The 16,188-nt window shown below is 40.6% G+C and carries 8 protein-coding genes and 1 tRNA gene; 5 read left to right on the top strand and 4 right to left on the bottom strand.

The features are described 5' to 3' along the window. Window positions 1–16: 16 nt before the first annotated feature. Window positions 17–460 carry a hypothetical protein gene (locus H140_RS15155; protein WP_019672961.1) on the bottom strand — a complete coding sequence of 148 codons (444 nt, stop codon included), beginning with the start codon at window positions 458–460 and terminating at the stop codon, window positions 17–19. Between the two features lie 292 nt (window positions 461–752). Beyond that, window positions 753–828, bottom strand: a tRNA-Arg gene (locus H140_RS0107055). Window positions 829–1,098: 270 nt separating this feature from the next. Between H140_RS0107055 and H140_RS0107050 the strand changes: the two genes are divergently transcribed. From H140_RS0107050 to recD, 3 genes are all read left to right on the top strand, one after another. Continuing rightward, on the top strand, window positions 1,099–5,670 hold the full coding sequence (locus H140_RS0107050) for an exodeoxyribonuclease V subunit gamma (RefSeq protein ID WP_019672960.1): 4,572 nt from the start codon (window positions 1,099–1,101) through the stop codon (window positions 5,668–5,670). A 94-nt stretch (window positions 5,671–5,764) separates the two neighbouring features. Then, a complete protein-coding gene (locus tag H140_RS0107045) occupies window positions 5,765–10,228 on the top strand; it encodes a UvrD-helicase domain-containing protein (RefSeq protein ID WP_019672959.1) in 4,464 nt (1,487 codons plus the stop codon). Window positions 10,229–10,459: 231 nt separating this feature from the next. Then, window positions 10,460–12,895, top strand: a complete 2,436-nt coding sequence (recD, locus tag H140_RS0107040) for an exodeoxyribonuclease V subunit alpha (RefSeq protein WP_019672958.1) — start codon at window positions 10,460–10,462, stop codon at window positions 12,893–12,895. 165 nt (window positions 12,896–13,060) lie between these two features. On the opposite strand, the gene H140_RS0107035 is transcribed toward recD, so the two are convergent. Continuing rightward, window positions 13,061–13,621, bottom strand: coding sequence for a hypoxanthine-guanine phosphoribosyltransferase (locus H140_RS0107035; RefSeq protein WP_019672957.1), 561 nt, complete (start codon window positions 13,619–13,621; stop codon window positions 13,061–13,063). Window positions 13,622–14,009: 388 nt separating this feature from the next. Then, complete coding sequence (locus tag H140_RS0107030; RefSeq protein WP_019672956.1) at window positions 14,010–14,675, bottom strand: hypothetical protein; 666 nt, start codon at window positions 14,673–14,675, stop codon at window positions 14,010–14,012. Window positions 14,676–15,121: 446 nt separating this feature from the next. Here H140_RS0107030 and H140_RS0107025 point away from each other — a divergent pair, with 446 nt between their 5' ends. Then, window positions 15,122–15,949 (top strand): hypothetical protein, encoded by an 828-nt coding sequence (locus H140_RS0107025; protein ID WP_019672955.1) that lies wholly within the window; start codon window positions 15,122–15,124, stop codon window positions 15,947–15,949. Between the two features lie 12 nt (window positions 15,950–15,961). After that, window positions 15,962–16,188 (top strand): helix-turn-helix domain-containing protein (locus tag H140_RS15500; protein ID WP_156819115.1); only part of this gene is annotated, 227 nt, incomplete at its 3' end.

The following is a 16,188-nucleotide window of genomic DNA, read 5'->3' as shown; positions in this document are numbered from 1 at the left end:
GGCGCGCGAAAAGCGGTTACTGCTTAAAAACATAGCTTTTAACGGCATAATTACATTTTTGCTGATAACAATCATACATAGTTACTTCAGCGTCATAAGTGCCAGTATAGTCTGCTGTGAAATCGACAATCGCAATGCTGGTATCGTCATCATCATAACCGATAACTGAACCATCTTTATCGAAGACATATAAGTCCAAATCAAAGCACTTGTCATCACAGACAGCAACCAACGAGTAACTTTCGCCTTTGGTTAACATTAATGACTGAGCCTCCTCCTCATATTCACCAAGCAGACCCTCTAGGTCAGGGTTGCTTAACGGATAAAAATCAACTGAAGCAAAGCTAGAATCTACTAACTCTAATTGCTCGTCTATTGAGGCGTGGGCAGAAGATAGGGAAAAAAAGGATAAGGTGAGCAAAGCAATGAGTGGCTTTAAGATGGATTTTGATGTCAGCATAAGGGTGATCCTAAGTTGGGATAGTTGTCGTGGCTGTGTTGTTATCAGGGTTTTAGAGGGATTGAGGTAATGAGTGGTAACAAGGGCGTGTCTTCAATTCGTGCAATAACATTTAAAAGGGCTAAAAATTTTAAATGGGCTAAAAATAGCTAAGTCTTGTCATGCCTTGTCAACTAATGGGCTGATATGATGATATTATCTGCGTTATTTTCCTAGTCTGACTGCGATTTATCTTATTTTTATCATCATTTTCAAAATGAAGACACGCCTAGTAATTATTAATTATATGGATTGGCGCGCTTACAGGGACTCGAACCCCGATCGATCGCTTAGGAGGCGACTGCTCTGTCCTGTTGAGCTATAAGCGCTGGTTGGGAATATTAATGCTAATTTTAGCACAGCTTGTATGGTGTCTCTACTAAGGTTTTTAAAATTAGCCATTTTAAATGTCCTGATGAAGTGTATAAACTTTTAATATAGGCTATTAATATTGGCTATTAAAAACATCAACTAAAAAACCTCAATAGATTTTTTGCGACAATATCTGACGTGTCATTTAGCACCGTTGTTTTTTCATTTATAAAAATCAGGTATGCTTAGGGTCTGCTTTCATTTTGTATTCACCATAAGATTGCCCTATGTTTAAAATTATCCAGTCCAATCGCACCGAAAAACTTGTCACGCACCTTCTAAAAGAATATCAATCCAAAGATCAGCCGATTTTTGAGCCTTTTATCGTCATTGTGCCTTCCAAGGTACTCGGTGATTGGCTTGATAAGAGTATTGCCAGTCAGGCAGGTATTAGCACCTTAGTACAAACCAAATTTTGGGGTGAGTATCAGTGGAAGCTGATGCAGGCGGTTTTAACCCGCCATAATGCGCATCGACTTGAGCAAGATCCACAGGCAACAACTCTTAACGTGCCTGAGGTAGCGGTGCTGTCACCAACAGTGATGCAGTGGCGTATATTTGGATATCTTAATCACTATCAAGCGCATATCCTTACCGATGAGGCGCATCCGTTATACCCGTTACTAATTTCGCTTATGGAATCATTGCAAGATCAGGAGCAGGCGGATGCCAGTAGTGATTCAGCGCAAAAAGATGCTCGACTTTGGCAGTTGGCCAGTGATCTGGCACGAGTGTTTAACCGTTATTTGACGCATAGGGAGGATTGGTTGCAACTGTGGTCAAATAATAAAAAGCTTGATGTTGAGCAGTTAATATTAGAAAAAGATAATTTATCTCTACGCTTTGATAAGTATGCGCGTGCGACCCCTGATTGGCTGGTGGCGCATTATGTCGAGTTGGAAGCGGCGCAGCGACATTTGTGGTTGCATTTATTCGCTGAAGTGCATTTATATCGTGTGGCGCTAGAAAATAACTTTTGGCAAGCATTAAGCAGCAATCACGCGCAAGAAGTGGCAGCGCTGCCGAAGGTGTTAAGAATTTTTACCATTCAGCAGTTGCCACAAGCGGAGCTTACCTTTTTACAGCGTTTGTCTGAATTTATGGACATTACTTTGCTTCACTATAACCCCTCAAAGCTATTTTGGGCAGATATTGTTGATAAGTCATGGCTTGAGCGTCAGCGTATTATTAATCCAGATAGCGTGTTTCTACGTGACTATGGGCACAGCTTATTATCACGTCTTGGTAAGCAGTCACGTGATACATTTGCGATGCTTGCTACTTTATCAGGGGGTGAGGATTACCAGCAGGCACAGGTAATTTGGCGTGATGACTTTGACCACAGTTTTGATGGTACAGATCTTGGTAGGTCTGGTATTGATGTTGCAGTGCAGAATGACAATGAAGTGTATCAACGCCCATTGACTCTATTGCAACAATTACAACAAGATGTGTTAATGCTGGATGAGCAGTCAACACAGCAAGCAGCAGCAGCGACAGTATCAAAAGAGCTGGGCGAGCAGTTGGTTGAAAGTGAGCAATACGATGGGTCAACTTTGGCTACACCAGAAGTAGATTATTATTCTGACGAGGTGCTTGGGAATAAGCACTATCACAAAGAACGTCCTTGGCCGATATCTTCACAAGATAATAGTCTAAGTATCCACTCTTGTCATAGCTTGCAGCGGCAGCTTGAAGTGCTGCGAATTATGATAGGACGCTGGCTTAACGAGCCTCTACCTAAAGGCGCTAAACCGCGCCATGTCTCTGATATTGTGGTGCTATTACCCGATGTTGAGCGTCATTATGCGTTAATTAGCTCTATTTTTATGAATGGTAAGGGTCAAGATGAGTTGTATCTACCTGCTAAGGTGACAGGTGTGGTAGATGCCGAAATTCGCCAGTTGTGGGAGGCGGTGATAGGTTTTTATAAATTACTGGGTAGTGATAGTGCTCGTTTTGAAGCCGCTGAGGTGTTTGATTGGTTAATGCTACCACCTTTATATGAAAACTTTGGCCTGACTCATGAGCAGATGAGTCGAGGTTGTGATCTCTTGATCGAAGCTGGTTTCATTCGTGGGTTTGATGAGGCGCATTTAAAGCCTAGTTTAGATGCCAATGACTTTGATTATCGCTTTAGTTTTGCGCAAGCTCTGGATAGATTGGTATTGGGTCTGGTGATGCCTGAAGCTGGGTTGACCGATTGTTTGTATCCAATTGCAGATTTGGATTGGCCGACCACAGCCGTAGCAGAAAAAAGCTTGCCTGTATCTCAGGTGAGTTTAAATGATGCCCCAATTATTGAGGCGCTGTGTCAGATACACAGTGGGCTGGTAAACCATCGTTATGATTATTTAGCAAGTCATACCGCAGAGGTGTGGCTACAACAGATTGAAACGAAAGTTATTCATCGCTATTTTGCAGATATTGATCAGACACGTAGTATGCGAGCGATTTATAATGCAATGAATGGCTTTAAGTCGAGTTTGCGCGCCAATCGTCATTATCACCACTATTATACAGCAGAGAGCGAGCAGGCAGGTCAAAAAGAAAATGGCTTTAATAACATTGAGCGGTTGCCATTAAAGCTGAGCTTTATGTTAGACAGTATCGAAGCTGAGCTAGAAAGCCAGCAAGTGAGTGCTGAGCCTACTGGTGTGATTACCTTTGGTCGCTTTGGGGCGTTACGCAATGTGCCTTTTGAGCTGGTGGTTATGCTCAATATGAATTTATCTGAGTTTCCTGCACGGGATAAAGACAATCGTTATGACTTGATGAAGGCTACTATTTCTCGCCGAGGTGATAGAGACAGTGAAGATGATGATAATGGAGCTTTTTTGGATGCGCTACTGTGTGCGCGCAGTGCCTGTTGGATTTTTTATAATGGTCAAAGCTTGACCGATATCCACGAGCATTTGCCAGCAAATCCAGTTAGTGAGCTGTTGCAGTTTTTGCAAGGGGAAGTGCAGTGGCAACTAAGTTCATTACAGGACATGCCAGATGAGTTAAATGCAGAAGCGCAAAGTGTGAAGCGACAACTTCCTCATTTGATTAAGCAATGGCTGGTCACTGAGCATCCAGCTTTACCTTTTGATAAAAGCTTGTTTGAGACCACGGAGGAATTAGATCAAATAAGCGCTAACGATATGCATGAGTCGGTTAACGACAAGGAACTTGCAAGCATTGACGTAGACAGTGATGCCAACGATTCTCGTAATTTAGAATTGGAAGCACAGTTAAATCAGGCAATGCGTCAGACCAAGCTGGCTCAACAGCGACAGTTCCCGCCAGCACCACTGTGGCAAAGCGTGTTTAATACGCTTAAGGTACGTGACAATCAGCCTTATGTTAGTCGAGTTGAGTTGCCAACGCCTGAGCAATATAAGACGATTGCAACCATTTTAGCACCTCAGTCTCAAGGCAACTCATCTGTCCAGCTGGTCGAAAATGAACTGGGTAAACTGGGCAGTATTGATGACAAAAGCATTCAGTCACTCATTACTATGCTTAATCTGGAGTATAGAGATGATGCTGAAGCCAAAACGGCGTTAAAACAAGCCGTATTTGATATCGAGGAAGTTGATATTGATGAGGTGCTGGTCTATCAAGTGCGTCATCCAGCGAAAGCGTTTTTGCGTGCTCAGCAAGTTCATATTGTGCAAGGTGAAGCGTCGATTGCCAGTCAAGAACCGTTATTTTTAAACAGCTTATCCACCTATCAGATAAACGATCATTTGATTAATAAACTGGCAATGGATAGTAAGGCGAGTGCTGATGAGTTTGATGTGGATAATGATGATGAGCATCTTATCTATCAAAAGATAATGCCGGCTGGCGTGGCTCGCCAAACCACACTGTCTAATCAACAGCAAAAACTACTACAAAAATGTGAAGAGTTTAAAGATCAACTGATTAAAAATGAATCAGACGCACAGCCACTAATGGATCTCATTCAGTCAATAGATCATCCGTTTTTGTTAACTGCAACCAAAGAAGTGCCAGTACGACTGGATATTAAGCAGTTATTTTCGGACATTGAAGGCGACAATGCTGAGAGCCACGATGTTGATGAGAGCGACAATAAAGAGAATTGGTTGTCGTTATTGCCTAAGTCGATAAAGATGAAAGGTAAAGTGCCTGTCGGTCATGCTAGTCATTCTAATGCAAATACCGATACTGATACTGATTTAGAAACAGAGACAAAGACAGAGGCAAAGACAGCCTCTAAGCCTTATGCTGAGCAGTCTCCTAGATATTGGCTTAATATTTTATCAAGCTCCGCCAGTCCGCAGCATCTGTTGAAGTTTTGGCTGTCGCATTTGTATTGGCAAGTGGCCAGACGTACAACGCCAGAGCAGGTAGCGCTTCAAGATGGGGTTAGCTTATGGCGTTATAACAAGTCCCGTGATCAGGTATCTAGTTATAAGGATGTTGTTGCGTTCAAGCTTAAGCCAATTGAATACAAGCAAGCCGCGATTGAGCTGATTAAATGGGCTGTATTTGGCAATCTTGTGGGTCAAGTGCCGATCACCTTATTGCCAGATTATGCCTTGGAGTATGTCTCTAAAGTTAAAGCGCAGCAAGAAGGAAAACCCTATTGGCCAAGTCGTTCCGATTATTCCTCTTGGTTTGTGCCTGGTTATCATACGGATATGGTGTTTGACAACTGCGTGCTGCATCCAATTTGGCAATATGTGCTTAGAGATGATGATAAGTATAAAGCGCTTACCACTGGCCTGATAAATCTGGCAAAGCCACTGTATGAGCCGATGTATGAGTCACTCATTAAGCTTAAATAGCGAATCAGTTAATAGCTGGCGAGTAACTGACTAAGACTGAATCGTTCAACAGACTCCGAAAACCTGATAAAGACAATAATAAGCGTATAGTGATATGACAGCAGATAATATGACCAATAGCGTAATGGATGAGCAGCTCACACATGGGCAACATCAACCAATAGAAGAGCCGTCAAATGTGGATACTCAAGAGCAGGTGATAACTGAAATTATCCCTGCTATTGAAGTTGATCTAGCCGGCAAGCACTTGATTGAAGCCTCTGCGGGTACGGGTAAGACTTGGACGCTGACCGGTATTGTGTTGCGTTTGCTGATAGAAGCACGCCGTTCACCTGAGCATATTATCGCTACGACCTTTACCCGTGCTGCTGCCGCTGAAATGCGTCAGCGAATTCATGATCGCTTGGTTGAGTTTTATCAACTCTTGCAGTGGCTGAATGTATTGAGTAGTAATCCAGATAATAAAGAGATCTTATATCCCAAACAACTGGTTATTGAGCCAGAGTCACATAATGAGTCTAAGAAACAATCAAAAGATGAGGACTCTCAACAAGCAGAAGATACATTTGATGCAGGGTTGTTAAATCAAGACATTGAGTATGAACAAAAACTCAGTGATGAGAAGCGGCAACAATTGAGAAAAAAACGTAAGGACTGGCTAGTCGAGCAAGCCAGTTATGCACATTACGATAAGCTGGTTGGTGATCCAATTAATTTGCACTTGGTACAGTATCTATTAGACCATGTTCATACTTATCAGATATCTGAAGCGATTCGACGCACCGCTTTGGTATTGACAACGCTTGATAAGCTGTTTGTCGGTACGCTGGATAGCCTAGCTCAAAAATGGCTGACAGAATACAGTAGTGAAACCGGTCATCAGATGGGTATGGCCATTATTGAAGATCATACTATCGAGCAGGTGACGGACAGCATCATCCATGATGAACTGCGCCAGTTTCAAAGCCGTTTGTACCATGAGCAGCCTAAGCTATATAACTTAATTGATCAGCAAGGTAAGCTGACTGATATCAATGACCACCGCGGGCATGTTAGAGTATCACTTAACTTTATCTCAGCACCCATTGATGAAGTGCCAGTCAGTGAATTTAGTTTTGATAAATATGAACAATTACTCAACGACTTTTCTCAGTTAGATTTAACCGATATTGAGCCTTATCTGAACCCTGATTATAGAAAATCTCAAGGATTTAATGGTGGATCTAATCTTCATAAACGATTTGAGCATATTACTGAGGTTCACAGAGTTATCTCAAAAAGAGGCATAAGCTTTGAGAGCTATCTAAGTGAAGATGCCAAAAAAATAATCGAAGCGATAGAGGCTGCACGTTACCCTCAAGAAGATGGCAAGATTAAAAACTTTAACTCTAAGCGAGAAAAAGAGCATCAGGTGTTTTTTGGATTGACGACCATTAGCAAGCTTATGGATGTTATTGATATGTCCAATGGCTTAGAGTCGTATACAACGGACATACTCGCCAATTTAAATCGCCATATCGTACTGGCGGTGCGTGAAAGACTGCCAATTATTCTAGAAGAGCGTTCACAGACGACATTTAGTTTACAGATGGTAAGGCTTAATCAAGCGTTAAGTGGCAAGCAAGGTGATAAGCTGGCACGTTATATCCGTCATCATTATCCTGTGGCACTTATTGATGAATCACAAGATATTAACGGTGAACAGGCAATGATGATTCAAAACATCTATTTGCCAAAAAACACTAACAATAAACAGCGTTCTAATCATGAGTTTTTGCTATTAGTTGGTGACCCCAAGCAGGCGATTTATGGGTTCCGTGGTGGTGATGTGTCCAACTACAACTTTATGAAGCGCCAGTTTGACGATAAGCATATTTGGACGCTTGATGTGAATCGTCGCTCTAATGCTGGCGTGATTAATGCGCTTAACCATTGGTTTAGTATGCCGACACGAGCGTCTAATAAGCAAAATAGATTGGCAGGACTGGGCGACAATATTTATTATCAACATATTAAAGCGGCCAATCAGGATGCGAAGCTGTCATGGCTTCAGTCCAAAATCCATTCAAACCCCCAATCAACAGATGTCAATGTAAATGGTGACACTGATATCTATCAAAATGTATTGCCAAATAAAGCAGTAAGCGTGATTAACCTGCCTTACAATACCGAAGCAAAATACGATGAGTATGAGACAACAGCACGACATATTGCAGCAATCCTACGCAGTGGTCAGACCTTAGACGGTAAGCCAATCCAGCCCAGTGATATTGGGGTACTTGCTCGTGCCAAAAAAGACTTAAAACAAGTCGAAGATCAGTTGGTCAAGCTTAATGTGCCGACACTCACTACCAGCGATGTCAGTATCTTTGAAACCATCATTGCAGAAGATGTGGCCGCGGTGCTGAGTGCAATGCTACAACCATACAAACAAGACATGGTTAACCGGGTGTTAACCAGTCACTTATATGGGCTAAGTGTCAAACAGGCCAAAGCGATGATGCTAGACCATGAAACTGGTGTGGCTGAAGCAGAGGGTTATAAGCAGAGTCAACAGAGCGACAGCAAAAAAAGCTATCAAGATTTTATTACCTACTTGAAAGAAGGCGCTGACCGTTGGCAACGATTTGGTATTTTATCGGCTTTACATTATTTGTTTGAGTCTAGTCCGGTTCAGCCTCAAGGTGTGTGGCAAACGCTGGCAATGTACAAAGACGGTGACCGTCATATCATGGACTTGCGTCATGTGATGGACGTCCTTGCCCAATATGGGATGGGAATGGGTGAGTTTGAATTATTGGCATGGTTTAGACAGAATATCGACGATGCCCCAAACAGCGAGTGGGCCAAGCAGTATCCGCTGCCCACTGAGTCTGGAGTGCAGCTGATGACCATTCATAAGTCCAAAGGTTTAGAGTTTCCCATTGTCTATGTATTGGGCATGGATGCGGCCAGTCGTAAGTCAGGTAATCGAGAGGATTACGGTTTATATTTGTACAATGTTGAACAGGATAGTACTCAAGTTAACAACTCTAACAATATTACTAATAAGACAGTCACTCAGCGCCACTTCTCCGTAGTGCAAGGTACAGCGGATGATAAAGAGTATTATATTAATCTTGAAACTAAAGAAGCCTTCGATGAACGTAAGAGACTGGGCTATGTCGCCTTTACCCGTGCCAGTGAGCAGTTATATATTGTGTTAAAAGATCCAAAAGACAGACGGGAGAAAGAGCGTAAACCGGTTGTCTTTTGGTTTGATTCTGACCAAAAAGAGTATCTATTGCCAGAGCGATTAAAAGGCATCGTCGGTCATTTACCAAGCACTCAGATAACAGAGTTTTACGACAGCCATTATGCAAAGCTAGAGACTGGTGTAACTCAGACTAAGTCTACTGCTGTTAAAAAAGAACCCATCAAATATGATGCCTTTAATAAGGTCATGAAAGAGACATATTTCCAAGGTTGGGCTAAAACCAGCTTTACCGCGCTGGCACGTCAGCTAGATGATTCTGTTCAAACGCTGGTAGTGGCCGATGAGCGCATTGATGACACTATTGATATAGCTGATGATATTAGTATTAGAGTTGCAAACATTGGCGCACAAGCTGATATACAAGACAGTATAAAAGCAGAAGATGACATTCGCTTTAGTTTTGTTAAAGGCGCAAATGCTGGAACATTTTTGCATGAAATATATGAAAAAATAGAGTTTAACAATAAAGCACAATGGCCACAAGTTATAGATCAGGCAGTAAGACGCTATCAGTTGCCAACTGTCTATGCCAGTCGTGAGCAGCAGTTAAGAATTTTAAACGAGAAGATCAGTGCAAGCAATGGACAGAGATGGCAAGCAACAGCGCTAGAGCTTGATATCGATGACAGTCAGCACCATGCCTTAATCCATTGGATAGAGGAGGTGCTGCATACGCCTTTGTTAGCATCAAATCAAGCACTAATAAATATTGAGCCCAGTCGCCAATTTGCTGAGCTTGGCTTTAATATGGGAGTATCAGAGCAGTTTAAAGCGGAGGCAATCAATCAGTTATTTGAGCAATATGTACCAGAAAAAGACAAGCACATCCATTTGCTACCGCAACAACAACGTCATATATATCGTTATTTGCGTGGTGAAATTGACTTGGTATATGAGCAAGCTGGCAGGTATCACGTTGTCGATTATAAGAGTAATTTTTTAGGAAATAGCCTAAGCAGTTATAGCCATCAAACCTTAAAACAAGCCATGAGTAAAGCAGGATATTGGTTGCAAGCAGCAATATATCAAGTGGCATTGCATCGTTTTTTATCGTTACGCATTGCTGACTACCAAGGTAATGAGCATCGCTACTTAGCACCAGTAGAATATATGTTTTTGCGTGGTGTACATCCAGCCAAGCTTGCCACTGCTAAGTCAGCATATAGCAGCAATTCGTTAGGCAGTGGTAACTCGCTAGACATTAGTAAGCTATCAGATAGTGATCGTTATGGGTTGGTAACTTGGGATATTCCATTAGATTTTATTAAAGCGTTAGATGACTTATTTGGTAGGCCAGAGTAAGACAGGTTTTTCTCAGATTTATAACATTATACTTAGGGCGTGTCCTTAATATATAGTCACAACGATATAAAAGAGTTACAGCGTTAATCTCGTTTAGCCTACTTCAGTAGTAAGTAGTAAGTAGTAAGTAGTAAGTAGTACTTGCACTCGGTTGCCTTGTAACTCATTTATCTGACTACAACTATACTACCCAATCATATTTAAAACTTAAAAATCAAGAGATTTTTTATAATGAAACAAAGTCATATGCACACAAATAATAACAATAGTTTTGACTCACAACAAAGTTGGGCGCTACGAGTTAGCAACTATATTCTACAACGACGCCAACAAACTAAAAGCGCTTATAGCCAACCTAAACTAGGTAGCAAAGCGCTTGTTGCTGATGACTGTCAACAAGATGATAGGGAAAGCCAGCAAGGGAATAAGCAATATAATATGGCTATATTGTTTCAGGTATTTTTTATTTTATTAGCTAAGCAATTAGATGAGGGGCATACGGTTTTAACATTAACCCAAACGGATGATGAAATACCAATAAGCGCTCCTGTCATTAGCCATATCATGACCACTGAGCAGTCATCAATAGATCTGACCTCTATAAAATCAGTAAATTTAAATAAAAAGACAACAGCTAAGATCCCTCAGGTAGAGTATCAACTTGTTTCACTTTATTCTTGGCAGTTGACTGTACTGGATTTTTTAACAGCACCTTTAATTGACTTTATCAATCCTACTGATTTTGAGGAGATGGATAGGCTATATCAGGATCATTGCTCAAGCCATATAGATAGTACGAATCAAGCAAATAGCTTAAAAAATAATCAGCAACTATCAACTTTTAAACTTATCTCTCTATTATTGAGCAAAAAAGAACATTTATGGCGACAGGCTTCTGTCAATAGTGCAATAAAAACGCAGTTAAACGAGCAGTTACAGTTGGCGATTGCTTTTTATACTCAACTAAAGACTTTGACATTATCTGCACTGTGTCAGAAACTTGAGCAACACGACCTATTCTCTAAGCTTATCATTGATACTCAACAACAAAATAGCCTAAGTAAATTAAAACAAAATCCTATTATCTTTCAAACTCAAAATTTACACCAAAATAACCAACAAAAAACAATCGTCACCTTATGGCTACACCGAACTTGGCAGGCAGAGTACAACTTAGCCAGTAAGATTAAGCAAATTTTGAACAATCGAGTAGAGCCACTAGATATTCAGCTGCCCGATAATCTAAATACTCAACAAGTCAATGCCATTGAAGTGGCCAATAATAACGCTTTTAGTATTATTACTGGCGGCCCTGGCACCGGTAAGACCTATACCGTGGCGCAACTGGTCATGGCGTTACAGCAAGCACAAGACACGATATGTTTTAATCCTGAAAATACAGATGGTGCGGCAGGGGGTATTAAATTTAGTACTGATAGTGCGAGTTTGGCTTTGGCGGCACCGACAGGTAAGGCAGCTCAGCGCATGCAAGAGTCACTGCAAGCAGCGCTTGATGCCGCTGACGTTGAGATGCAGCTACAAGAAGCAAAGACCATCCACCGCTTGTTAGGGATAGGGCGCACTGGTAAGCCACGTTATAACGCTGATAATCCGTTAGGTGAGGATGTGATTATTGTCGATGAGGCTTCTATGCTGGGGGTGGAGCTTGCCAATTACTTGGTGAGTGCGGTCAAGCCGGGCGCTCGTCTTATTTTATTAGGTGATGCCAATCAGTTGGCAGCTGTGGATGCAGGGGCTGTGTTGGCTGACCTGTGCCGTATTCCAAGGTTACAGCCGATTCATGCGAAGCTCACCGAAAGTCGCCGTTTTGGAGCTGATTCAGGTATCGGGAAGCTGGCAACCCAAATCAATCAAGAACAAGTAGATTTAAATGCAATGTGGCAGTTAATTGAACATGATGACGCATTACATTTTGAAAATACTGGTTATAACTTTGACACAAACAGAAAAGATAAGGATAGCCAAGATACAACAAATAGCCTAAGCAAAAAAAACAAACTTGAAAAAATATGCACTTATTATCAAAATTTTATTACAGAAACACAAAAGTTATTAAATAAACCAATCGCAACATCTATGCCTGATACCAGTGTTGTTAAACAACAGTTAACTGAATTGATCAACGTATTTAATCAATTTAGAGTGCTTAGTGCAGGGCATCATGGTGAGTGGGGAGATAATTATATTAACAATTATCTCACATTGTGGCACACCAATATGCTCAAGCTACCGATAAGACAAGATGCTTGGTATCATGGTCGCCCTATCATGGTATTACAGAATAATTATGAGCTTGGATTGTTTAATGGTGATATTGGTATTTGTTTGCTGACCGCAGGAGAGAAGGGCAGATTGGAGGTTTTTTTTGAAAATAAGACGCAAGGCATAGCGGTAAACTTACTCAATGAGGCGCTGATTACCACAGCTTATGCGATGACCATTCACAAGTCGCAAGGCTCGGAGTTTGATCATGTTGCAATTACTTTAGATAATAGCCACGCTAGGCTGTTAAGCAAAGAGCTTATTTATACCGCAGTGACTCGAGCAAAAAAACGGGTAAGTATTTATAGCGCAAAACCTGCTTTTGAAAAAGCGGTACAAACTGCAACTGAGCGTAACACTGGGTTAGGGTTACAGTTTAGCTAAGGTCAGATTGTTTATATTAAAATGGTTTATATGAAAACGGTTTGTATTAAAACGCAAAAAAAAGCACCTGATATGGCGACATTGTATATTGCCATGTCAGCTGCCTTTTTTAAGTCTAATCTGTTGCTTTATCTTTATTCTGTTGCAGTCAGAAACTACTTGAGACTACTTCTCTTCTTTAATGGCATAAATACCTGGTAAATGGCGCAAATAACCATGAAAATCCATACCACAACCATAGACATATCTATCTGCAACATTTAGACCAACAAAGTCAACATTAAAGCTATCAACCTTGCGATCATGTTCTTTATTCAATAGTACACAGCAGTTGATAGAAGCTGGATTTTCTTTTTTTAATTCCTCGACAATGGCTTTTAAGGTGATGCCTTCATCAAAAATATCATCAATTAATAAGACATGCTCATTCTCAATACTCACATCAGGTTTGAATGCCCACATCAAATCATTGGTGCCTTCGTTATCACGATAACGAGTAGCATGAATATAATGCATGCGATGATAGAAAGTGAGGTGAGTTAACAGTTGACCTGCTGGGATTAAGCCGCCATTCATAACGACCATGACGATAGGATTTAAGCCTGCATAATGCAGGTTTAGTTGGGCAGCAAGACGCTCATAGGCAGCAGCGACTTCAATGCTGCTGATTAAACATTCTGAATTACGTAATGTTTTTTCAATTTCTTGATTGCTGATTTGGCTCATATTTGCACCAGAGGTAAAAGTAAAAGCCGTTATTTTAACAGGATTTTTGGCATTGAGCTAATCCAGTTACGATTAACAGCAGAATACCCCAAGTTTAAGGTTTGATTGACTGACGCTTTATATGACTACTTTTAGGCAGCCAGTTAAATGGTAGTTAGCAAATAACTTCACTCACAATTCTTGGTAGAGGCTGTGGTTTTAGCCCAGTATTTTAATCAACAAGAAGCACGTTTAGCTAGGCTATAAGTTCAATCTATATCAGATTATTTAAGTTGAGAGTGGGGTTTGAAAAATACCCACTTAACCTATTTAAATAAGTGACACACAACCTCTAGCATATTTCTGATTTGATGTAGTGACAATTTTCTAATTGTCTATTTGCAAGCGTTTATGCCTTTTCTACAACAAATGGACGATAAAAAGCAACCAGACGTTGTAACGACTCCTGTGGTAATTGTGGTAATAACTTATTAATTGCCATTTCTAAAGCTTTGTTAATACCAGCCTTAGCAACAGGTATCGCATTTCGTTTGAACATACCCAAGGGTAGAGTTTCTGAAAATCGGGTGATGAAATGATCGACCACAGCATGGTTCATTGCAAACAGCGCATGCCGTAATTTATCATGATCTACTGAATCCTCAGTGACAGAGTCAAGCCCAGTATGAATGGTTTGTGCCACAGCGTCGTCTAGTACAAAGCCAATACGCATCTCACCATCGTTGTCATCAAAAACAGTTTCGTTTTTAAGATATTCAAAATTTGGTAAGACATCTTTGTTTTTATCTTTTCCTAGTAAAATGTTCAGCATGGTATCAGCAGCACTTTCAATTTTGCTGACAATGCCCTTCATTTTTGCTTTGCGTTCTTCATCAGGGATGACGCTAATAAGGTTCACTAAAAGATTGCTTATAATTTCATGAGCTATTTGATGTGAGATGTCATTACGAAGCGGATAGTATGGTTCGCTACTGTTTGAGCTGATTTTTTGCTCAGCCTCATTAATCATATGTTTTAGTTTTTCGGTAGGTTTAAAGCCAAAGTAATAAGTCATGTTAAGTCCTTTTTATGACGTTGGTAAAATATAAGATGTTGGTAAAATATAAGCAATAAATAGCGGCTAGGCTTGGGCAGTTCAAAGTTATGTTCATTTGTCTAATGAAGACACGCCCTAGTATTAAAATGCAGTGTAGGTTAAAAAAAAGTAATTAAAAATGAATTTTGTAACCGAGTGTAGCGATTTATTGTGATAGTATTACCTAAATCTTTCTTACATTGCGTTATTTATGTGACTACAAAGTCCAATGCCTTAATACAATCAACTAATTTGACCAACTAAGCGCATTGCTTTGATTTTATTCAACAATCTGGGATTTGTCCAATCCTTATTGAGCAATAAAAGAGTTGACCAATAAAGAATTGAACAATAAAACCCTTTATCTAGTAGCTAAAATTATCAAAGCGCATATCGGTCTTGACGCACGGAGCAGTTAAATTATCATGCATACCTTTTTTTTATCAGTAGCGCCTTTTTCACAACAAGCCTTTAAAGCTTTATGTTTAACCGCTTCTTTAGCGTCCATTATGGGTTGTCAATCGACAGGCACTATGCCAACACACTTGACGCAACCCACAAATTTTAATGATAAGCCCATTTCTGCTGATTTAAGTTATAGACAACAACTGACACAACAGGTGAACAGTTATCAGCAGTTATTTACGGCAACTGCGAGTAGTGATGAACAGGCAAAAGCCATTTTACTTGATGCTATTAACCATCATTTAAGCAATAATTACGTTGCTATCTCTGAGACTCGCATGCACGAAACCCCATTTTTCCAACCTGATAGTGTGGATGCTAACTCGCAAAATGCCTTTATTACCTTTTTAGAAGGGTCTTTACAGGGTATAAAGCCTTTTGGTATCAATGGGTTACTAACTTCCAATCAAGATGACTTAGAACAAGAAAGTGATGAATTACCATTAGAAGCTTATAATACGTCAGAATATAGACAAGCAATAAAAGAGGTAAAACAGACCGTTGAAGCCTTAAAACAAGATGCTGCAACCGAATATGAGGATGATAGCTATTCAGATGCCAGTTATTCAGATGATGATCTTCTTGATCTTGCTGATGAAAGTGGCTATGCAGGTGATGCGTACCGCATGGAAGATGACTATCTATTAGAAGGCTCTAAACTTTATCTTAATTATATTGACGAGCAACAAGGTAGCTTGCCAGCACCATACTATCAGGTAAGCCGAGTAGAGGGACTAGATTTTGACAGCTTTGATAATTCTGTTTTATACCAAACCCAAAATATATAGTATAATTCAATTATGACCAAACTAACAAATACCCTAGACGATCACGACTTTGGCAAATACTCAAAAACTGAGAGCAATCCCAGAGCCCGCCTACGACTGCTGATCTTACACCAGTACAGCATAGGCAAATCCACGATAGATATTGCCAAAGACCTCTGCATACACCCCGAAACTGCCAGACGTACTAAGAAGCGATATTATGAACGAGGACTTGAAAGCATCTACGATCGTCATCGTCG

The organism is Psychrobacter lutiphocae DSM 21542, from assembly GCF_000382145.1.
GTDB classification, from domain to species: Bacteria; Pseudomonadota; Gammaproteobacteria; order Pseudomonadales; family Moraxellaceae; genus Psychrobacter; species Psychrobacter lutiphocae.
The sequence above is the reverse complement of the archived record's forward strand: the minus strand, read 5'-3'. Positions and strand labels throughout refer to the sequence as shown.